Source organism: Streptomyces sp. TAA204, assembly GCF_000424965.1.
The window spans coordinates 18,216-37,452 of the sequence record NZ_AUKW01000001.1; the positions used below are offsets into that span (position 1 = coordinate 18,216).

General features: G+C 70.3%; 16 protein-coding genes. 9 read left to right on the forward strand and 7 right to left on the reverse strand.

What is annotated here, in order from left to right; all coding sequences use genetic code 11:
• Positions 1-264, reverse strand: coding sequence for a WhiB family transcriptional regulator (locus H343_RS0100075; RefSeq protein WP_028429465.1), 264 nt, complete (start codon positions 262-264; stop codon positions 1-3).
• A 637-nt stretch (positions 265-901) separates the two neighbouring features.
• Between H343_RS0100075 and H343_RS0100080 the strand changes: the two genes are divergently transcribed.
• The 3 genes from H343_RS0100080 to H343_RS0100090 all read left to right on the forward strand — a co-directional run bounded on the left by H343_RS0100080 (position 902) and on the right by H343_RS0100090 (position 4,003).
• Positions 902-1,426: a cysteine dioxygenase gene (locus H343_RS0100080; RefSeq protein WP_028429466.1), complete on the forward strand. Its 525-nt coding sequence runs from the start codon at positions 902-904 to the stop codon at positions 1,424-1,426.
• 148 nt (positions 1,427-1,574) lie between these two features.
• Positions 1,575-2,570: a 2-phospho-L-lactate transferase gene (cofD, locus tag H343_RS0100085; RefSeq protein WP_028429467.1), complete on the forward strand. Its 996-nt coding sequence runs from the start codon at positions 1,575-1,577 to the stop codon at positions 2,568-2,570.
• Complete coding sequence (locus H343_RS0100090; protein ID WP_051264407.1) at positions 2,567-4,003, forward strand: coenzyme F420-0:L-glutamate ligase; 1,437 nt, start codon at positions 2,567-2,569, stop codon at positions 4,001-4,003. Before cofD ends, H343_RS0100090 begins: the two co-directional genes overlap by 4 nt.
• Positions 4,004-4,098: 95 nt before the next feature.
• Here the strand turns inward: H343_RS0100090 and H343_RS0100095 are convergent, their stop codons facing one another.
• The 3 genes from H343_RS0100095 to H343_RS0100105 all read right to left on the reverse strand — a co-directional run bounded on the left by H343_RS0100095 (position 4,099) and on the right by H343_RS0100105 (position 7,934).
• On the reverse strand, positions 4,099-5,007 hold the full coding sequence (locus H343_RS0100095) for a DNA-3-methyladenine glycosylase (RefSeq protein ID WP_028429469.1): 909 nt from the start codon (positions 5,005-5,007) through the stop codon (positions 4,099-4,101).
• Positions 5,008-5,139: 132 nt separating this feature from the next.
• Positions 5,140-6,222, reverse strand: a complete 1,083-nt coding sequence (gene manB / locus H343_RS0100100; RefSeq protein WP_028429470.1) for a mannose-1-phosphate guanylyltransferase — start codon at positions 6,220-6,222, stop codon at positions 5,140-5,142.
• Between the two features lie 257 nt (positions 6,223-6,479).
• On the reverse strand, positions 6,480-7,934 hold the full coding sequence (locus H343_RS0100105) for an N-acetylmuramoyl-L-alanine amidase (protein ID WP_028429471.1): 1,455 nt from the start codon (positions 7,932-7,934) through the stop codon (positions 6,480-6,482).
• Positions 7,935-8,100: 166 nt separating this feature from the next.
• Here H343_RS0100105 and H343_RS0100110 point away from each other — a divergent pair, with 166 nt between their 5' ends.
• From H343_RS0100110 to H343_RS0100125, 4 genes are all read left to right on the forward strand, one after another.
• Positions 8,101-8,856, forward strand: coding sequence for a TIGR03089 family protein (locus H343_RS0100110; protein WP_028429472.1), 756 nt, complete (start codon positions 8,101-8,103; stop codon positions 8,854-8,856).
• 176 nt (positions 8,857-9,032) lie between these two features.
• Positions 9,033-10,379, forward strand: a complete 1,347-nt coding sequence (locus H343_RS28025; protein ID WP_486586725.1) for an LCP family protein — start codon at positions 9,033-9,035, stop codon at positions 10,377-10,379.
• Between the two features lie 149 nt (positions 10,380-10,528).
• Positions 10,529-12,211, forward strand: a complete 1,683-nt coding sequence (locus H343_RS0100120; RefSeq protein WP_028429473.1) for an LCP family protein — start codon at positions 10,529-10,531, stop codon at positions 12,209-12,211.
• A 113-nt stretch (positions 12,212-12,324) separates the two neighbouring features.
• On the forward strand, positions 12,325-13,974 hold the full coding sequence (locus H343_RS0100125; protein ID WP_486586756.1) for an LCP family protein: 1,650 nt from the start codon (positions 12,325-12,327) through the stop codon (positions 13,972-13,974).
• 160 nt (positions 13,975-14,134) lie between these two features.
• Here the strand turns inward: H343_RS0100125 and H343_RS0100130 are convergent, their stop codons facing one another.
• Positions 14,135-15,169 carry a glycosyltransferase family 2 protein gene (locus H343_RS0100130; RefSeq protein ID WP_486586726.1) on the reverse strand — a complete coding sequence of 345 codons (1,035 nt, stop codon included), beginning with the start codon at positions 15,167-15,169 and terminating at the stop codon, positions 14,135-14,137.
• A 106-nt stretch (positions 15,170-15,275) separates the two neighbouring features.
• Here H343_RS0100130 and H343_RS28030 point away from each other — a divergent pair, with 106 nt between their 5' ends.
• Positions 15,276-16,751: an LCP family protein gene (locus H343_RS28030; protein ID WP_078504944.1), complete on the forward strand. Its 1,476-nt coding sequence runs from the start codon at positions 15,276-15,278 to the stop codon at positions 16,749-16,751.
• Between the two features lie 22 nt (positions 16,752-16,773).
• Here the strand turns inward: H343_RS28030 and H343_RS0100140 are convergent, their stop codons facing one another.
• Positions 16,774-17,337, reverse strand: coding sequence for an acyl-CoA thioesterase (locus tag H343_RS0100140; protein WP_028429476.1), 564 nt, complete (start codon positions 17,335-17,337; stop codon positions 16,774-16,776).
• Positions 17,338-17,584: 247 nt separating this feature from the next.
• Here H343_RS0100140 and H343_RS0100145 point away from each other — a divergent pair, with 247 nt between their 5' ends.
• On the forward strand, positions 17,585-18,808 hold the full coding sequence (locus H343_RS0100145; protein WP_078504887.1) for an LCP family protein: 1,224 nt from the start codon (positions 17,585-17,587) through the stop codon (positions 18,806-18,808).
• 9 nt (positions 18,809-18,817) lie between these two features.
• On the opposite strand, the gene H343_RS0100150 is transcribed toward H343_RS0100145, so the two are convergent.
• Positions 18,818-19,195: a VOC family protein gene (locus H343_RS0100150; RefSeq protein WP_028429478.1), complete on the reverse strand. Its 378-nt coding sequence runs from the start codon at positions 19,193-19,195 to the stop codon at positions 18,818-18,820.
• Positions 19,196-19,237 lie beyond the last annotated feature (42 nt).

Sequence of the window (19,237 nt, forward strand, 5' to 3'; positions counted from 1 at the left end):
TCACACAGCGGCCTTCTTCAAGCGCCGGCGTTCACGCTCGGACAGTCCGCCCCAGATACCGAAGCGCTCGTCGTTCGCGAGGGCGTACTCGAGGCACTCGGAGCGAACCTCGCAGGCGAGGCAGACCTTTTTCGCCTCTCGGGTGGAGCCGCCCTTCTCGGGGAAGAACGACTCGGGATCGGTCTGGGCGCACAAAGCGCGTTCCTGCCAGCCGAGCTCCTCGTCCACTTCGTCGACCAGCATTTCCTGGAACAGCTCGGCCATTGTGCGCCCCTCGTCCGTCTTTGCGTCCCCGTGATGCCGTCGTTATCGATCCCGGCTGAACGACACGTGTGAAATTACAAGTGTGCCGATCCGCACCAGTCAAGCCGAGATCTGCTATTGAGCCCGTTATTCACTCTGCGGAACCAAGGGCGATCGGAAAGTGTTGATTTCACCACGAACCCTGCCTCACGCCCCTGCTGATCACCGAACGGCGACTTGCCGGGTGAACTCCGAACCGGCAATCCGGCACATCGGCCGCCGTCCACACGGACAGCACCGATCACGGTCCGGTCACAGATGCACAACGACGTTCATGTGCACAGGTGTTGCGCCACTTGTCCGCGAGGCACCGTGCACAAACCTTTCGCCGGATACCACAACCGGATGAGGTGAAACATTGCCCCCGAACACGGCACGCAGTTGACAGCGGTACGGGTGACTCGGTCTCCTTGACCGCATGACAGTGACCTCCGAGCCTCGTACGGCCGCCGTCGCCGGCCGACTCCTCCGCGCTGCTCGCGCCGCCTCGGGTCACTGCTGCTGTCGCTGTCGCTGCTGTTGAGGCACACCTCGAACCCTCTTCACTCCCCCGCCCGGTGACGCCCGGGCTCCCTCCAGCGCGAAAGACTCCACTGACGTGAACAGCGACGTCGAGATCGCGGGCGACCCGCTCGCTCTCCCCCACCTCATGCCGCCCGTCCCCGCGCACCCCGCCACTGTCGCGGGCTTCGCCGGACTGGCCCGTACGATCGCCGCCGACCGCCCGAACTGGGCACCGCTCGTGCAGTACGACCCCACCACCCGCTGGTACCACCGGCTGCGCACCGGCCCGGGCTACGAGGTGTGGCTGCTCAGCTGGCTGCCCGGGCAGGGCAGCGGCCGCCACGACCACGGACAGTCCTCCGGAGTGTTCACCGTCCTCGACGGTGAACTGACCGAGCACGTGCGGGGCGCACGCCGAACGATGCGCGCCCGCGCACAGCGGGTCTTCGCACCCGGGTACGTGCACGAAGTCGTCAACGACGGCCTGGCGCCCGCCGTCAGCCTGCACATCTACTTCCCCGGTCTGACGGAAATGGAGATGCACCCGACGCCCGGCGCCTGCGCCGCCACGGCCACAGCAGCGGCCACGGCAGCGTCCCTCCCCCTCCCGGCCGACTGAGCGCGGTGCACGGACGCGGCGGGCCCGCACCGGGACTCCGGCGGGCCCCCGGCCGTCCCTGCGGAAAGGCCCCGGGAAGTGCCCGTCACGAGTCGGCGGGCGACGACCGCCCTGCTGTTCGAAGCCCGTCTGCTGACACACTGTCCGCATGGAGCGGATCGTGGTTCTGGCCGGGGGCATCGGTGGTGCCCGCTTTCTGCGCGGACTGAAGTCCGCCGTACCCGACGCGGAGGTCACCGTCATCGGCAACACCGGTGACGACATCCACCTCTTCGGGCTGAAGATCTGCCCGGACCTGGACACGGTGATGTACACGCTGGGCGGTGGCATCCACGAGGAACAGGGCTGGGGACGTGCCGGCGAGTCCTTCGCCGTGAAGGAGGAGCTGGCGGCCTACGGCGTCGGGCCGGACTGGTTCGGGCTGGGCGACCGTGACTTCGCCACCCACATCGTCCGTACGCAGATGATGGGCGCCGGATACTCCCTCAGCGCCGTCACCGAGGCCCTGTGCGCGCGCTGGCAGCCGGGGGTGCGGCTGCTGCCGATGACCGACGACCGGGTCGAGACCCATGTGCTGATCGACACCGCTGACCTCGACGGCTCCGCGCCCGCGAGCGAGGGCGGCGAGAGCCGGAAGGCCGTGCACTTCCAGGAGTACTGGGTGCGTCTGCGCGCCTCCGTCGACGCGCACGCGGTGGTGCCAGTCGGCGCCGAGACCGCCAAGCCCGCACCGGGCGTGCTCGACGCGATCGCGGAGGCGGACGTCGTCCTCTTCCCGCCCTCCAACCCGGTCGTCAGCGTGGGCACGATCCTCGCGGTGCCCGGGGTCCGGGAAGCCATCGCCGAGGCCGGGGTGCCGGTGGTCGGGCTCTCACCGATCGTCGGGAACGCGCCCGTGAGCGGAATGGCGGACAAGGTCCTCTCGGCGGTGGGCGTGGAGTCCACCGCCGCAGCGGTCGCACAGCACTACGGCAGCGGTCTGCTGGACGGCTGGCTCGTCGACACCGCGGACGCCGGCTCCACCCGGGCCGTGGAGGACGCCGGAATCCGCTGCCGTGCCGTCCCGTTGATGATGACGGGCATCGAGGCCACCGCGGAGATGGCGCGCGAAGCTCTCGCACTGGCCGAGGAGGTACGGGCATGACGGCGCCGGGCACCCAGAATCCCGGCCAGGGCCCGCCGCCCGCGTACCGCGTCTGGGCGCTGCCCGGCATACCGGAGGTGCGCCCGGGCGACGACCTGGTGAAGCTCATCGTCGGCGCCGCGACGGCTGACGGGAGCGACGGCGGCGACGCTGCCGGTCCCGGTGTCCGCGGCGGTGACGGCTGGCCGGCTGCCGGGCTTGCCGACGGCGACGTCCTGATCGTCACCTCGAAGATCGTGAGCAAGGCCGAGGGCAGGATCGTGCAGGCCGACGACCGTGAGGCGGCGATCGACGCGGAGACCGTCCGCGTGGTCGCGCGGCGCGGGCCCGCCAGGATCGTGCAGAACCGGCACGGCTTCGTGATGGCCGCTGCGGGTGTGGACGCCTCGAACACCCCGAAGGGCACTGTGCTGTTGCTGCCCGAGGACCCCGACGCCTCGGCGCTCCGGATACGCGAGGGCGTACGGGACGCGCTGGGCGTCGACGTCGGAGTGGTCGTCACCGACACGTTCGGGCGGCCCTGGCGCGAGGGGCAGACCGATGTCGCCGTCGGAGCCTCCGGCGTACGGGTGCTGGAGGACCTGCGCGGCGGGGTCGACATGTTCGGGAATCCGCTGGGCGTGACCGTGACGGCGGTCGGCGACGAACTGGCGGCGGCGGGCGAGCTGGTCAAGGGCAAGGCGGACGGCTTCCCCGTCGCGGTGGTCAGAGGGCTGCCGCAGCATGTGCTGGAGCGTCAGGAGACCGTGGAGGCCCCCGGGTCCGCGGAGTCCCCCGGGTCCGCGCGGTCGCTGGTGCGGGACGCCGCCCATGACATGTTCCGCCTGGGCACTTCCGAGGCCGTCCGGGAAGCGCTCACGCTGCGCCGTACCGTCCGGGAGTTCACCGCGGAGCCGGTGGACGGCGGCGCGGTGCGCCGGGCCGTCCAGGCGGCCGTCACGGCGCCCGCACCGCACCACACCACGCCGTGGCGGTTCGTGCTGCTGGAGTCCCCTCCCGCTCGGCTGCGGCTGCTCGACGCGATGCGCGAACAGTGGATCGCGGACCTGCGCTCGGACGGCAAGAGCGAGGAGAGCATCGCGAGACGCGTCCGGCGTGGCGACGTACTGCGCAACGCGCCCTATCTCGTCGTGCCGTGCCTGGTGATGGACGGATCGCACGAGTACCCGGACGAGCGACGGTCCGCGGCGGAGAGGGAGATGTTCGTCGTGGCCTGCGGCGCGGGCATCCAGAACTTCCTGGTGGCGCTGGCCGGTGAGCAGCTCGGCTCGGCGTGGGTGTCCTCGACGATGTTCTGCCGGGACGTCGTCCGCGACGTCCTCGAACTGCCCGGCGACTGGGACCCGATGGGCGCCGTCGCCGTCGGCCGCGCGGCGGCGCCACCGCGTGAACGCCCGCCGCGGGACGGCGGCGCCTTTCTCCGGGTGCGCTGAGGGGCACCCGCCGCGCATCCGCCGGTGGCGCGTTGTCAGAGCCGCCGTCCGCCGGCGGTGCGTGGTCAGAGCCGCCGTCCGCCGGTGGTGCGTGGTCAGAGCCGCGCGATGTCACCGATGGGGAACCGGGGCTGCCGCCGGGCCGGGCTCCGCCCGGCGAGCATGATCAGCCGGGCCGCGCGGTGCCGCTGGCCCTCGTACGGGGCCAGCAGTTCCAGCATCCCGGCGTCGTCGACATCCCTCGCGCCGGTGAGCGAGTAGCCGATGATGCGCGGCAGATGGAGGTCTCCGACCGTCAGCGCGTCGGGATCTCCGTTGCTGCGCTGCAGCGTCTCCGCGGCCGTCCATGGGCCGATTCCCGGGATGAGCTGGAGCCTTGCCATGGCGTCGGCCGACTCCATCGACGCGGCCTCCTCCAGGCGCGTGGCACGCTGCGCGGCACGGATGACGGTCGCGGAGCGCTTGTTGTCGACGCCCGCACGGTGCCACTCCCAGGAGGGGACGCGGCACCAGGTGCGGGGGTCCGGCATCACGTGAAGACCGTCGTGCGGGCCGGGCGCCCGCTCGCCGTGGCGCAGTACGAGCAGCCGCCAGGCACGGTGCGCCTCCCGTGTGGTCACTTTCTGCTCCAGCGCCGAGGGGATCAGCGCTTCCATGACGAGTCCCGTACGGGCCAGCCGCAGACCGGAGTGACGGCGGTGTGCCTGCCGGGTCAGCGGGTGATGGGGCGTGAAGCCCGAGGGGTCGTCGTCCGCGCCGAGCAGTGCGGGCAGCTGGTCGAGGGCCCACCGGGCGCCGGGGCCCCATGCCTCGCCGCGCACGGCCGAGCTCGCGGCGTGCGGCGTGATCCGCAGCGTCGCCGGGCCGTCGGGTGTGCGGGTCGTGCGCCAGACGGCGCCGCCTTCGAGCCGGTAGCAGGGGTCGTAAGGTCCGCGCCGCAGCACGCGCAGGCTGCTCTGCAGGTCGTACAGAGGGGGCGCGGTCCAGGTACGGGTGGCAGGCACGCCCGACAGCGTAGGCGCGAGGGGAACGTCGCGGCCCTGCGGGGCGAGAACACCTGCGAAAAGGCGCCTCCCTGCGGGGCTCCGGCTCCCCCGCATGTCATCCGTACGGGGAGAACGACCCCCTCGTGGGCGTCACTGGTCGGACGAGAAGCGCACCGCTCCCGCCGGGATGCGCGCCCCGCACCACACGCGGATGCCGTCACGCAGCTCGTTGCCGCCGCCCACGACCGCACCGTCGCCCACCACCGCACCGTCCAGGAGCGCGTCCGGGCCGATCCGGGCGCCGGCGCCGATCAGGGAGTCCCGCACTTCGGCTCCGGGCTCGATGACGGCGTCGTCCAGCACCGTCGAGCCGTCGATCCGCGCGCCGGCGCCGACCCTCGCACCGGCGCCCACCACGGTGCCGCCCGTCAGCTTGGCGTCGGGTGCCACCTCAGCGGTGTCCAGGACGAGTTGGTCACCGCATCTGCCCGGCACGGCGGGCGACGGCGCCTTGCCCAGAACGAGGTCGGCCGAGCCCCGCACGAACGCCTGGGGGGTGCCGAGGTCGAGCCAGTAGGTGGAGTCGACCATGCCCTGAAGGTGTGCGCCCTCGGTGAGCAGACCGGGGAAGGTCTCCCGTTCGACGGATACGGGCCGTCCGGCGGGGATGGTGTCGATGACGGAGCGGTTGAAGACGTACGCGCCGGCGTTGATCTGATCGGTGACGATCTCCTCGGGCGTCTGCGGTTTCTCCAGGAACGCGGTGACGCGGCCGCCGTCGTCCGTCGGCACCAGCCCGTAGGCACGGGGATCGCTCACCCGGGTCAGATGCAGGGAGACATCGGCCGACGTGCGGACGTGGGTGTCCACGAGCGCTCCGATGTCGAGACCGGTGAGGATGTCGCCGTTGAAGATGAGCACCGGTTCGGAAGGTGCAGAGCGCAGGCGCGAGGCGACGTTGCGGATGGCTCCCCCCGTGCCGAGGGGCTCCTTCTCGGTGACGTACTCCAGGTGCAGTCCCAGCTGTGCCCCGTCGCCGAAGTACGGCTCGAAGACCTCCGCCAGATAGGAGGTCGCCATCACCACATGGTCGACACCGGCCGCCCGCGCCCTGGCAAGTTGGTGGGCGAGGAAGGGAACGCCCGCCGCCGGCACCATCGGCTTCGGCGTGTGCACGGTCAGCGGACGCAGCCGGGTGCCCTTGCCCCCGACGAGGAGGATCGCTTCTGTCACCAGTTCTCTTCGCTTTCCTGACTGACGGAGGGGGCCCATGAGCCTGTCGTCGGCGGCCAGTTTATGCAGGAGCGGACAGTCCTCGGCGCACACACGGACGAGGGACTGCCGCGCCGGGGAGGAGGACCGGCGCGGCAGTGGCGTGTGCGGAACCGACCCGGCCCCCCGAAGCCTCGGCGGCTCGGCAGTCCGTGGCTCGCGGTCGGGGGTCCGGCAGTCCGTGGCTCGCGGTCGGCGGCTTCCCGGCCCGGACCGCCTCAGCGCCCCTGGAGTTTCCCGGCTTCGGTGCGGATGCCGGGGAGCGCTCCGTAGAGCCGGTCGCCGGGGCAGTCTGTGACGAACCCGTCCCGGTGCCCGGAGACGGCGTTGAAGGAGACCTTGGCGCCCTTCTTGTGCTTGGTGCCGCCGGACGAGGTCAGCGTCACCTTGCCTCGTGCGTCGATCCCGTGGACGCCGAGCTTCCACGCCGTCAGCCGGGCGAGCGCCCCGGTGGCCTGCTTGGACGGGGTGTCCTTGGAGTAGGTGCCCAGTACGGCGATGCCCGTGGTCTCCTCGTTGAATCCGAGGGTGTGAGCTCCCGTCACCGCCCGTGCCACACCTCCGGCGCGGCCCTCGTAGATCTTGCCGCACTTGTCGACGAGGAAGTTGTATCCCAGGTCGCGCCACTTGCTGCTGTTGACGTGGTAGCGGTAGATGGCGCGGATGATGGACGGCACGTCGGCGCAGTCGTAGCCGGTGGTCTCGGCCGAGTGGTGGACGACGGCCGACTTCACGGTCCCGCCCAAGGGGAACTCCTTCTCCCGCAGGCTCTCGTCCGCTCCCCAGCCCTTGCGGGTGACGATGTCCGGGCGCGGCCCGATGTGCGCCTCCTTCGCCCCGCCCTGGGCGGACGGTGCGGAATCGCTCTTCTCCTCCCTGTAGGTGGCTGTGGTCTCGGCCTTGGAGAGCGCCGGCAGCACACCGCCCGGCTGCTTCTCGGGTCCGTCGGAGCGTGGGGAGGTTCCGGACTGAGGGTCGCCGCTGCTCTTGCCGCCGTCCGCGCTGCTCCCGCGCTCCTGCCCGGGGGCGACGAGTTCCAGGCGCGTGCCCTGGGGCAGTCCCGCCTTTCCGGACCGCTGTCCGGGCGAGGGCTCTCCCTCTTCCGTCGTCTCCTTCGCGCCTTTCGACTCCGCCCCGGGGACGATCCGTACGCGTACCGCGCTGGATTCACCCGTCCACAGGGGGGTCGTGGCGCCGACGGGCTTCCCGCCGCCCTCTTCGGCCGCGCCAGGGTCCGGTCCGTGACCGCCCGGGGTCTCCAGGGAGCGCCAGGCCGACCAGCGGTCGGTGTCCGAGGACCGGGTCTGTACCTGGAGTTGACCACGCGGTGCGGCACTCGCGTCGTCCCAGACGACACCCACGAGGGAGAAGGGCTTCACCTTCGTCGAGGCGGCGCGCTTCCCTCCTGACGGGTCGTCCTCCCAGGCGGAGAGAAGCTTGTCACCCGAACGGGTGTCGGTGGCCGGAGTGCCGAGGGGCAGCGACTGGGTGTGGCCCGGTACGGGACCGTCGCTTCGGGAACGGCCGGTACGGGCAGCGGGGGGTGCGGCATCTTCGTCTGTGGCGGACTGCCTGCCGGACAGCGCGGAGTCGGCGGACTCGGTGGGCGCGAGTGGCAACAGCAGAGCTCCCGCACACGCGACACCGATCGAGGTGACAATTAGTGCACGCATAGGTTGATCGTGCACATATTCCTACATATCTGTCTATTCGGACGGAGGTGGCACCTGACGCCCTGTCCGGCCGCCCGGCTCCGCCGCTCTGCCCACAGGTACATCCGGCCCACTGCACGGCCCACCCCCAGCGCCGGGACACCGTCCGCCCACGTAGGCTTGACGGGTGAGCGCTCCCCCACGAACCGTTGCCGACCTGCTGAGTTCCTCCCTCGCCGAGGACCCGGGACGACCGCTGGTGACCTATTACGACGACGCCACGGGCGAACGCGTCGAACTGTCGGTCGCCACCTTCGCCAACTGGGTCGCCAAGACCGCGAACCTCATCCAGGACGACCTGGCCGCCGAGCCCGGCGACCGGCTCTCCCTGCTGCTGCCCGCGCACTGGCAGACAGCCGTCTGGCTGCTGGCCTGCTCCGCGACAGGGGTCGTCGTCGATGTGGAGGGCGACCCCGCTGTCGCCGACGCCGTCGTCAGCGGACCGGACACGCTGGAGGCCGCCCGCACGTGCCGCGGGGAGCGGGTGGCACTCAGCCTCCGCCCACTGGGCGCGCCCTTCCCGCAGCCGCCCGAGGGCTTCGCCGACTACGCGGCCGAAGTGCCGGGCCAGGGCGATCAGTTCGCACCGTACTCGCCCGTGGACCCCGGAGCCCCCTTTCTCCTCGTGCGGGGGCAGGAGGAGTTGACGGGCGCGCAGACAGTCGGAAGGGCGGTGGAGGACGCGGCCACGTTCGGCCTGACGTCCGCTTCGCGGCTGCTCTCACTCCGCCCGTACGACAGCTGGGCCGGACTCAGCGCCGGGCTGCTGGCCCCGCTCGCCGCGGGAGGGTCCGTGGTGCTGTGCCGCAACTCCGACCGGCTCGGCCTCGGCGCGCTCGGCAAGCGCGCCGAGGAGGAACGCGTCACCCACACCGTCGACTGAACCGCGCTCCCCACTTCGGCGCTCCCCCGAAGCCGGTCGCAGGTGATCAATGACGATCAGTGGTGATCACCTCGCGTACAACCCTGTACGACTTTCGGGTGTCTGCCTACATGAGCGGCGCTCGCACGCCTGTACGTCGCGTACGCGCCGCAGACACCACAAGGGATGACGCAGACGTGACCGACTCCGCGACCGACGACGAGACCACCTCGAAGAACGGCGCCGCAGACACCACGGACACCACAGACGGAACGGACGCCGGAACGGACACCGCGGACGGAACGGACCCGGCACCCGGCGGAGCCGGCGGCACCCGCCCGCGCCGCCGCTGGCTCCGCCTGGCGGCACTGGGCACGTCCGTGCTCGTACTGGCCGCGGCGGGCGGGGGCTGGCTCCTCTACCAGAAGCTCGACGGCAACATCCGTACGGACGTGGGAACCGCGAAGGAACTGCGCAACTACGCGGCACAGCGCCCCGATCCCCCGTCGGGCGAGGCCAAGAACATCCTGCTGCTGGGCTCGGACGACCGCGGCGGCGACAACGGCTCCTACGGCCGCGACGAGGGCAGCCAGCGCTCGGACACCGCGATCCTGCTCCACATCTCCGCCGACCGCCGCAGCGCCACCGGTGTCTCGCTGCCCCGCGACCTGATGGTCGACCTTCCGGCCTGCACCCGGCCGGACGGCAGCCGCACGCGGGCGCAGTTCGCACAGTTCAACTGGGCCTTCCAGTTCGGCGGTGCCGCCTGCACGATCCGTACGGTCGAGATGCTGACCGGCGTGCGCGTCGACCACCACCTCGTGCTCGACTTCACGGGCTTCAAGTCGCTGGTGGACGCCGTCGGCGGTGTCGAGGTGTGTCTGCCCGGCGCCGTGAGAGACCGGGACGCCAAGCTCGACCTCCCCGCCGGACGGCAGACCCTCTCGGGTGAGGACGCCCTCGGCTACGTACGCGCCCGGCACGGGATCGGGGACGGCAGCGACACCGAGCGGATCAGCAGACAGCAGCAGTTCCTCGGATCACTCGTGAAGAAAGTACGCAGCAATGGTGTGCTGCTGAATCCCGCGAAGCTGTATCCCGTATTGCACTCGGCGACGTCCGCACTCACCGCGGACGAAGGGCTGGATTCCCTGGGTGAACTGTACGAACTCGTACGCGGGGTAAGGAAGGTTCCGGAGGATCAGGTGCGCTTTCTCACCGTTCCCCGCCAGCCGTACGCGCTGGACCGCAACCGCGACGAACTGGTGCAGCCGGACGCCCGCAGACTCTTCGCCCAGCTGCGCGAGGACCGTCCCGTGCGGGTCGAATCGGACGGCGCGGAAGCGGGGACGGAAGGCCGGGGGGCCTCTCCCGGGCCTTCCGCCGGCCCAGATCCCCGCCCCGGGAACCAGCCGCAGGGCGATCCCGTCGGAACCTCGACGGGCGATTCCCCGCAGCGGCGGCCTCGCGACGGCGGCGACGGACCGGACAACTCCGCTCCGGTCTATCCGGGCACGACTGCCGCGCACGACATCTGCACTTGACAACGCTGAGAATGGGGTGGATTGACCGTTTATAAGTTCGCGGAATTCGTCACTGCCGTCGCTGCGCGCCGAATCGGCCGGATAGTGTGGCCGCTTCGGTCCGCCCCTACAGGGCGACGCCAGGCCGCAGATGGAGGACTTACGCAATCGTGAACGCGCAAGGCCGTGGGCATGCGGGAGATGTCGATCCCGCGGATCAGTGGGTGTTCGATCCGAGCACCGGCAGCTACACGCTGCGGCTGACCCCGGATGCCGGCGACTCCCGGAGTCCGTCGGGCAGCAGCCGACCCACCGCGCCGCGTCAGAGAACCTCCCCGGACGAGGAGGAAGCGCGGCTCCCCTCCCAGCGGCGGCGGGCGCGCGGTGAGCAGGCGGCGGCGGGCGGGCACCGCTCGGGCGGCCAGAACCGCCGCAGGCGCAAGCCGGAGATGACGAAGAAGCAGAAGGTGCTGCGCTGGGGCGCGGGCACCCTCGGGCTGATAGTCCTCGCGGGTGGCACGGCCGGCTACTTCCTGTACGACCACTTCAACGGCAACATCGACAAGGTCGACGTCGGCATCAGCAACGGAGCGGTCGCCGACGGGCCGGTGAACATACTCGTCATCGGCACCGACGCCCGTAAGGGCAAGGGCAACAGCGGCTACGGCGACGCCGCGAGCGTCGGCCACGCCGACACCACGTTCCTCTTCCACGTCTCCGAGGACCGCACCAACGCCACCGCGCTGTCCATCCCGCGCGACATGGTCACCGACATCCCCGACTGCCCGACCAAGCAGGAGGACGGTTCGACCAAGACCATCCCCGGCCAGCAGGGCGTGCGGTTCAACACCAGCCTCGGCCAGTCCGGCCGCGACCCGGGCTGCACATGGCGCACTGTCGAGAAACTGACCGGCGTCAAGGTCAACCACTTCATGATGGCCGACTTCAACGCGGTCAAGGAACTCTCCACCGCGGTGGGCGGCGTGGAGGTGTGCGCCGCGAAGGACATCAACGACCCGAAGTCGCACCTCAACCTCAAGGCCGGCAAGCACGTCGTCAAGGGCGAGCAGGCCCTGGCGTTCGTACGCACCCGCAGCTCGGTGGGCTTCGGCAGTGACCTCAGCCGGATCGAGCTGCAGCAGCAGTTCCTCAGCTCGATGATCCGGAAGATGAAGTCCGGGGACACGCTGACCAATCCGTCGAAGCTCTTCGACCTGGCGAATGCCGCCACGAACGCCCTGACGGTGGACACGGGCATCGGCAGCGTCAAGAAGCTGACGGATCTCGCCAAGGACCTTCAGCGGGTCAACACGAAGAACATCACCTTCGCCACCGTCCCCGTCCTGGACAACCCCGAGGACCCCGCCACCGTCATACTGGACGAGGCGAAGGCAAAGCCGCTCTTCAAGATGGTCAAGGCGGACAAGTCCCTCACCAAGACGAAGAAGGACTCCAAGGAGAAGGATCCCACCAAGGCCGAGAAGGTCCCCGCGTCGCAGGTGCGCGTGGACGTGCGCAACGGAGGCGGTCCGGTGGGAGCGGCGCAGGAGACGGTGGACTGGATGCAGAACCAGAAGGGCGTGCAGCTCTCGTCCAACGCCGGCAACGCGCCGTCCCAACAGGACACGACCACGCTGAAGTTCGCACCTGACCAGGCAGGTCAGGCCGCGACCGCGGCCGACATGATGGGACTGCCGAAGTCGGCGCTGAAGGAGAGCTCAAGCGTCGGCGAGGCCATGGAACTCACCCTCGGCAAGGACTTCAGCGGGGCGGGCGAGCCCATCGCCGCGCCGGAGAAGGCACCGGAAGGCGTCCAGAACGTCAAGGGGAACGAGAACATCTGCGCGAAGTGACGGGCGCCGCCCCCACGCCCCCGCCAGGGCACCGGGGCGGCACACACCCGCGCGGGGGACAGGATCGCGGAGGTCCCGTGCGGCAGCAGGACGGCACCCGGGGTGGCCCGGGAGTGCGCAACGGCGCGCCTGCCGTCGATGCTCGCCGACGGTACGGGTCACGCGAAGAGGACCGCCTGCCGCGACAGCGACAGCGGCACACACAGACAGGCGGCGGCGCTATGGACGCGGACGGCTACGACGGCAGTGCGGAGGACGGTGGAGGTGACCGTCGTCCGCGCAGGAGGAGACGGGTGCTTCGCTGGTTCAGCGTCTGCCTGTCGCTTCTCATACTCGCGGTGGCGGGGGCGGGCTATCTCTACTACGAGCACCTGAACGGCAACCTCGACCGGGACGCGCTCAACCTCGGCGACAACGACCTCGACAAGAGCGACCCCAACGCGGCCGGCCAGACGCCGCTGAACATCCTGCTGCTGGGCTCGGACTCCCGCGGATCGAAGAAGAACATCGAACTGGGCGGTTCCCGCGCGGACCGCGACCGGCCTCCGCTGGCGGACGTGCAGATGCTCCTGCACGTCTCCGCCGACCGCAGCAACATGTCGGTGATCTCGGTCCCCCGTGACACCAAGGCGACGATCCCCAAGTGCACCGACCCCGACGACGGCAAGGTGTACGAGAAGACGACCGCGAAGATCAACACGAGCCTTCAGCGCGGCGGGCCCGGCTGCACCGTCGCCGCCTGGGAGGAGATGACCGGCATCCCCATCGATCACTTCATGATGATCGACTTCGCCGGTGTGGTCTCCATGGCCGACGCGGTGGGCGGCGTCCCCGTCTGCGTGGACAACAACGTCCGGGATCCTCAGTCCCAGCTCCGCCTGAAGAAGGGCAAGTCGGTGGTGCGGGGCGAGCAGGCGCTGCACTGGCTGCGTACGCGGCACGGCTTCGGCGACGGCAGTGACATAGGGCGTGCGCGCGCACAGCACATGTACATGAATTCGATGGTCCGCCAGCTCAAGGCCGGCACGAAGCTCACCGATCCCGGCAAGCTGCGCGCTCTGGCCGAGGCCGCGACCAAGGCCCTCACCGTCGACGAAGGACTCGGCTCGGTGAAGAAGCTCTACGACCTGGGCAACGACCTCAAGCAGGTGCCGACCAAGCGCATCACCATGGCGACGATGCCCTGGGAGTACGCACCGGGCGGCTTCGTCGTGCCCAAGCCGGGCGACGCCGACCACACCTTCTCCCTCGTACGCAACGACGTGGCGCTGGACGGACGGGACAAGAAGAAGCCCGGGGCGGACAAGTCCCCACCGCCGAGTGAGCCCTCGGTACCCAAGTCGGAACTCCCCGTACGGGTGATGAACGGGACCGGCACCGCGCTGCAGGCGCCCGTCACCGGCCGGGCCGGCGTCATCTCGGAGCATCTGGGCGGCAAGGGCTTCGCCCAGGCCACGGCCGACGCGACTCCCAAGTCACAGGCTGACACCACCGTCAGTTACCCGCGCGAGGAGCAGCGGGGCGACGCGCTGGCGGTCGCCAAGGCCATCGGCCTGCCCGAGAGCGCGGTCAAGCACTCCAGCGGAGTGCAGGAGGTGACGCTGGTGATCGGCAGGGACTGGCGCGAGGGCACGGCCTACCCCGAGGACACCGGCGGCTCCTCCGGCGAGAAGAAGGAGAACAAGGCGCCGGACAGCGCGGACGCTCTCCGGGGTGACGACGACGGGGCCTGTATGGAGGTCAACCCGTCGTACGTGTGGTGACGTACCCGGGCGCCCGACCGGCCGCCGTCCGGCCGAGGGCAGCGCCGTGAGCCACGGATGAGGGGCAGCCACGCCGGTACGCCGGTGGCTGCCCCTCGTCCGGCGGGCTCCGTCAGTGGGTGCCTGCCAGTGGGCCGTGCCTGTCAGTGGGCCGTGCCTGTCAGCGGGCGGCGAGCACCGGCTCACGCCGGGACGCCATCACCTTGCGCGCGAGCTTGCGCGGGCTGGTGAGGAAGCCCCAGCCCCACGAGAGGTGCATGGTGGCGAGCGCGAGGGGGATCTGCGCGCGGCTCTTGAGCGGCAGACCGTTCCCCGCGGGCAGCGAACCGGCCGTGATGCCGGCCAGATAGCCGCCGGGCACGATGAAGCCCCAGGGCAGACCGGCCAGGCCCAGGCCCGTACCCACCGCGATGGCGCACAGAGCCACCGGCGGGGCGAGATAACGCAGACTGATCGACCCGGGATGGTACCGCGCGACGACGTGCCGCCAACGCCCGTAGTTCTTGTACTGCTTCGCCAGCGCACGCACGTTCGGACGCGGCCGGTACTGGACCTTCAGCTCCGGAGAGAACCAGATCAGGCCGCCGGCCCCGCGGATGCGGAAGTTCAGTTCCCAGTCCTGCGCGCGGATGAACTCCTCGTTGTATCCGCCCTGTTGCTCCAGCACCGAGCGCCGGAAGACGCCGAGGTAGACGGTGTCCGCCTCGCCGGCCGCTCCGCCCGTGTGGAACGCGGCGTTGCCGACGCCGATCCTGGAGGTCATGGCCGCCGCGACGGCACGCTCCCAGTCGTTCTCACCCTCGGCGTGCATGATGCCGCCGACGTTCGCCGCGCCGGTCTCCTTCAGCAGCCGCACGGCCGTGGCGATGTATCCCGGTGAGAGCATGCCGTGCCCGTCCACACGCACCACGACCGGGTGCCGGGACGCCTCGATGGCGGCGTTCAGCGCCGCGGGCGTACGGCCGGTGGGGTTGGGAACGGTGTGCACCCGCGGGTCCTCACGGACGAGCTCCGCCGCGATCTCGTCCGTACGGTCGGAGGAGGGGCCGAGGGCGATGACGACCTCCAGCTCCGCGTCGTAATCCTGCTGGAGGATGTGCTGTACGGAGCTGCGCAGGTGTCGTTCCTCGTTGAGGACCGGCATGATCACCGAGACGGGGGGCAGCTCCGCGCCCGGGGAAGTCCAATCAGTCACGCGTTCACGTTACCGCGACAGAGGGACGGTCCCGCACGGCAGCCGGGTGCCCGGGAGCGGGCCGACGGCGTGTGACCAAGTGCCGCAGATCGTATCGCCCTACGGTATGGCAATGCGCGCGAAAGCACACAAGAACGGTCAGAGGCCCCGCTGGGGTGTGCGCCTCGCAACGGCCCTCTCCGTACTGGTGCTGGGGGCGAGCGGCGTGGGGCACGTCATGGTCAACGGCCTGAACGCGGACGTACACCGGGTCGACCCCTTCCAGGGCCTCACCGACCGCCCACGGGACACCGGCGGCGTCAACTTCCTCGTCGTGGGCACCGACCGGCGCGACGAACTCTCCGACGAACAGCGGGAGAAATACCGTCTCGGCGGCGCCGCCTGCGACTGCACGGACACCCTGATGCTCGTACACCTCTCCGCCGACCACGACCGCGCCAGCGTCGTCAGCCTGCCCCGCGACTCGTACACCAGGCTTCCCGCCCACACAGACGCGGGCACCGGCAAGCGGCACGCCGCGGAGCCCGCGAAGCTCAACTCTGCGTACGCGCACGGCGGTGCCCCGCTGACCGTCAGCACCGTCGAGGCCATGACCGGCGTCCACGTCGACCACTATCTGGAGATCGACTTCACCAGCTTCATGCGCACCGTGGACGTGCTCGGCGGAGTGCCGGTCTGTACGGACAAGGCCCTCCGGGACAACTACTCCGGGCTGGACCTGCCCGCGGGAACGACCAACCTGGACGGCGGCCGCGCCCTGCAGTACGTACGGGCCCGGCACCTCGGCGACGGCTCCGACCTGAGCCGGATGAAGCGCCAGCAGCACTTCCTCGCCTCGGTCATCGAGAAGGCCACCGAGAGCGGCGTCCTGATGAACCCGGTGAAGCTGCGTGAGGTCGCCTCCACCATCCTGGACTCGGTGCGCGCAGACCGCGGCCTGGGCACCGACCAGATGCTGGAACTCGGGCGGGCCATGCGGCGCTTCACCGCCGAGTCCTCCGAGTTCGCCTCCGTGCCCATCGAGAACTCCGACTACACCGTGCCCGGGCTGGGCTCCACCGTGAAGTGGGACAAGCGCGAGGCCGAGAAGCTCTTCGGGGCGCTGCGCGACGACCGGCCCCTGACGAAGGAGAAGTCCCGGGAGACGGAGCGCGCCGGGGACGCAGGCAAGGCCGGAGGGGACGGTCAGGTCCGGATTCCCCCCGGCAGCATCCGGGTCCAGGTGGACAACGGCACCGACCGCGAGGGCCTCGCCCGGCGGGTGGACCGCAAGCTGAGCGGTACGGGCTTCGCGACGACGGGTGCCCCGCGCAGCGCCGCGCGCAACGACGTGGCGAGGACCACGATCACCTACGACCCCCGCTGGAACCGCTCAGCACGTGCCCTCGCCAAGGCGCTCCCGGGCGCCGCACTGGTCGAGGAGGCGGACCAGGGGCCGCTGATGAGGGTCACCGTGGGCAAGAAGAACCACACCGTACGGCCGGTGCACGTCGCTTCTCCCTCTTCCGGGCCGGACTCGGGGCCGGACTCCGGGCCGGGCGGCGGTGCCGTCGACGGCGAGGAGAAGAGTTCCTGCGCTTAAGGCCCCGCTCCTGGGGCCGCCGTCAGCCGGCCGCGGGCGCCGCTTCCGTCTGCTCGCGCTGTCTGCGGTCCCGCAGTTCCTTGATGGCGCGGCGCCTGGCCAGACGGTGGGTGCGCCGGATCTGTGCCTCCTGGTACCGCCGCGTGTCCGGTTCGGTCTCCGGCACCACGGGCGGTACGGGCCGGGGTCTGCCGCTCTCGTCGACGGCGGCGAAGACCAGGTAGGCGCTGCCGACCCGGGTCGCCGGCACGGCCTCGTTCCAGCGCTCGGCCAGAACGCGCACACCGACCTCCATCGAGGAGCGTCCCGTCCAGTTGACCTGGGCCTTGACGTGAACGAGGTCGCCCACGCGCACCGGCTCCAGGAAGACCATCTCGTCCATCGAGGCCGTCACCGCGGGACCTCCGGAGTGCCGTCCCGCCACCGCTCCCGCCGCGTCGTCCACCAGTTTCATGATCACACCGCCGTGCACGGTGCCGAGGAGGTTGGTGTCGTTGCCCGTCATGATGTGGGACAGGGTGGTGCGGGACGCGGCTGTGGGCTTGCCCTGCGGGGCGTCCCCGGCCGCTGGGGCCTGATGGGTCATGTGCCCAGCCTAGTGCTGTGGCCGGGCAGGTCTGCCGGGGAGCGGCCCGGACGCTGCGGCAGGGTGCCGGGCCGGACGTCGCGTGCCGGCCGGTCTCTGCGGACGGCCCTGGGCAACTGAGCGGCTGAGAACGCACACGGCGGCCCGCCGGCAGAATCCGGGCCTTTGCATCAGAACAGCTACAGCCTCGGCCCGAAGTGTCACCCGGACTGTGTTCTTCCCGCCGAGTCAAGGCAAACTGCCGTGCATGAATGACTGGCCCGGTGGATGGAACGAAGGTTCCCGCGACAGGTACGGCAGCCCGCGCGCCCATGGAGGCGTGCCGCCGCAGACGAGAGGCGGCTACGACGCGGGCTACGGCAGACAGCCGGGGTACCACGACGACGGGTACGGCGGGTACGACTCGGGCTACAGCGACGGCCAGGTCTACGGCGGCGATCCCCGGGGTCACGACGGCTACGACCCCTACTACGACGACGGGCCGCCGCCCCGCCGTCGCAGCCGGTTCAAGGTCGCTCTGATATCCCTTGTGGTCGTGCTGCTGGTCTGGTCCGTCGGCACCTACTTCTGGGCCGACTCCAAGCTGAGGCGGGAGGTCGACCTCAGCATCGTCCAGGAGCGCCCGGAGGCGGGCGACGGCACCAACTATCTGATCGTCGGGTCCGACAGCCGCGAGGGACTCTCCGCCCAGGAGCGGCAGGAACTGCGCACGGGCTCGGCCGCCGGCAAGCGCACCGACTCGATGATGATCCTGCACGTCGGCAGCAACGGGCCGACGCTGATCTCGCTGCCGCGTGACTCCTGGGTCGAGATCCCGCCCTTCAAGGGCTCCGAGTCCGGCAAGCAGTTCAACAACACCCAGCAGACCAAGCTCAACGCCGCCTATTCGCAGGACGGCGCCCCGCTGCTGGTCCGTACCGTCGAGCACAACACCGGTCTGAAGATCGACCACTACGCCGAGATCGGCTTCGGCGGCTTCGCCCAGATCGTCGACGCGGTCGGCGGTGTGGAGATGAACATCCCGCAGGACATCAAGGACAAGAACTCCGGCGCGGACTTCAGGAAGGGCAAGCAGACCCTGGACGGGAAGCAGGCCCTGGCGTTCGTCCGCAACCGGCACGCGGGTACCGGGGACAGCGACCTGGGGCGGACCAAGAACCAGCAGAAGTTCCTGGCCGCCCTGGCCAGTCAGACCGCCACGCCCTCGACGGTCTTCAACCCCTTCAAGCTCTACCCGACGCTCGGGGCCGGGCTGGACACGCTCGTCGTGGACGAGGACATGAGCCTGTGGAACCTGGGCTCGATGTTCTTCGCGATGAAGGACGTCTCCAGCGGAGAGGGCAAGCGCATGAACATGCCGATCTCCGGGCCGGCACCGGCGGGTTCCCTGCAGTGGGACAAGCCGAAGGTCCAGAAGCTGATGCAGCAGTTGAAGAACGACGAGAAGGTCACCGTCACTTCGGACCGGTGAACCCGTGCCTCAGTCGCACGCGCACAGACAGAACGGGTGCCCGGCAGGGTCCAGGTAGACGCGGAAGCCGCGCTTTCCGCCGTCGTCGCCCTGGATCAGCCGGGCACCCAGTTCGATCACCTCTCTCTCCGCCTCGTCGAGGCGGTCCTTCGGCACGTCCAGGTCCAGGTGGAGCTGCTGGGCGTGCTCCACGCCGGGCCACTGCGGCGGAATGAAGCCGGGTGAGGCCTGGAAGGCGAGACGGCGCCCGTCGGGGCCCTGGACGTCGACCCATTCGCCGCCGTCGTCCGGTTCGACCTTCCAGCCGAGCACGTCCGCGTAGAACCGGGCGAGACGCGCCGGGTCCGGGCAGTCCAGAACAACGCAGTTCATCGTGGCGATGGCCATAGTTACCCCTTGACGTCTTGAACTGGTAACGCTCGTGGTTAC

What these genes read in the sequence shown, in the direction of transcription:
- H343_RS0100075 (WP_028429465.1), bottom strand. Translation starts at nt 264, where the DNA reads ATGGCCGAGCTGTTCCAGGAAATGCTGGTCGACGAAGTGGACGAGGAG.
- cofD (WP_028429467.1), top strand. Translation starts at nt 1,575, where the DNA reads ATGGAGCGGATCGTGGTTCTGGCCGGGGGCATCGGTGGTGCCCGCTTT.
- H343_RS0100090 (WP_051264407.1), top strand. Translation starts at nt 2,567, where the DNA reads ATGACGGCGCCGGGCACCCAGAATCCCGGCCAGGGCCCGCCGCCCGCG.
- H343_RS0100105 (WP_028429471.1), bottom strand. Translation starts at nt 7,934, where the DNA reads ATGCGTGCACTAATTGTCACCTCGATCGGTGTCGCGTGTGCGGGAGCT.
- H343_RS28030 (WP_078504944.1), top strand. Translation starts at nt 15,276, where the DNA reads ATGGCAATGCGCGCGAAAGCACACAAGAACGGTCAGAGGCCCCGCTGG.
- H343_RS0100140 (WP_028429476.1), bottom strand. Translation starts at nt 17,337, where the DNA reads ATGACCCATCAGGCCCCAGCGGCCGGGGACGCCCCGCAGGGCAAGCCC.
- H343_RS0100145 (WP_078504887.1), top strand. Translation starts at nt 17,585, where the DNA reads ATGAATGACTGGCCCGGTGGATGGAACGAAGGTTCCCGCGACAGGTAC.
- H343_RS0100150 (WP_028429478.1), bottom strand. Translation starts at nt 19,195, where the DNA reads ATGGCCATCGCCACGATGAACTGCGTTGTTCTGGACTGCCCGGACCCG.